Raw genomic sequence first — 1,245 nt, forward strand, 5'->3', positions numbered from 1 at the left:
GAAGGCCTTGGCGACTGGCTAAAGATGCACTGGCCGAGTGTGAAGCAAGCGCTGCTGGAAGGGACGTACTTACCGCGAGCGGTACGCCGTGTGGACATACCGAAGCCGCAAGGCGGAGTGAGGACGCTGGGCGTGCCAACTGTGGTGGATCGACTGATCCAGCAAGCGCTGCACCAAGTATTGCAACCGATCTTGGAGCCGACGTTCTCGGCGAGCAGTTACGGATTCCGACCGGGCAAGAGTGCGCTGGACGCGGTGCGTCAGGCGCAAGCGCATGTTCAGGGCGGTCGGCACTGGGTGGTAGACATGGATCTGGAGAAGTTCTTCGATCGAGTCAATCATGATGTGCTGATGGGCCGGGTCGCCCGGCACGTGCAAGGCAAAGTGACGCTGAAACTGATTCGCCGCTTCCTCGAAGCGGGGATGATGGCGGACGGCGTGACACAGGCGAGAGCGGAGGGTACGCCGCAGGGCGGCCCGCTGTCCCCGCTGCTGTCGAACATACTGCTGAGCGATCTGGATCGGAGACTGGAGCGTCGAGGGTTGGCGTTCTGCCGGTACGCTGACGACTGCAACATCTACGTTGGCAGCAAACAAGCAGGACAACGCGTCATGGCGAGCACCAGGACCTATCTCGAGAAGGTCTTGAGGCTGCGCGTGAACGAGACCAAGAGTGCGGTGGCCCGACCGAGCACGCGGAAATTCCTGGGATACCGGGTGGCGGTGAGGTTGGGTCAAGCGCATATCCGGATCGCACCGGAGAGCATCAAGCGATTGATGAACCGGGTGCGGGAGCTGACGTTGAAGGGAAGAAGCGGGTCCCTTGAGCAGGCGATCCAGAAGCTCAACCCGGTACTACGGGGCTGGGCAAATTACGTCCGGCTGAGCCAGCAACACAAGCGGCTGGAGGGTCTGGACGGATGGTTGCGAAGGCGTTTGCGCTGCCTGATCTGGCGGCAGTGGAAGCGCCCCCGAACCCGAGAGCGCAACATGATCGCCTTGGGCTTACGCCCGGAGCGGGCATGGAAATCGAGCGTGAATGGCCGAGGGCCTTGGTGGAACGCCGGTTCCCACCATCTGAAGCAGGCGTTACCCAATACCTACTTCGATGCCCGGGGACTGATCTCGATCCGTCGGACGGTGGATCGCCTCCAGAGCGTTAACTGAACCGCCGTATGCGGAACCGCACGTACGGTGGTGTGAGAGGGCTGAGGGGGTAACCCCTCACCCTACTCAATTTCATCG

At 61.7% G+C, this 1,245-nt stretch carries 1 protein-coding gene; it reads left to right on the forward strand.

Going from position 1 to position 1,245, the window contains the following annotated elements; all coding sequences use genetic code 11:
• On the forward strand, nucleotides 1-1,167 hold a 1,167-nt coding region (ltrA, locus tag WS62_RS04380), incomplete at its 5' end, for a group II intron reverse transcriptase/maturase (protein WP_066568245.1).
• Nucleotides 1,168-1,245 lie beyond the last annotated feature (78 nt).

This window comes from Burkholderia sp. ABCPW 14 (genome assembly GCF_001523835.1).
Lineage (GTDB): Bacteria > Pseudomonadota > Gammaproteobacteria > Burkholderiales > Burkholderiaceae > Burkholderia > Burkholderia mayonis.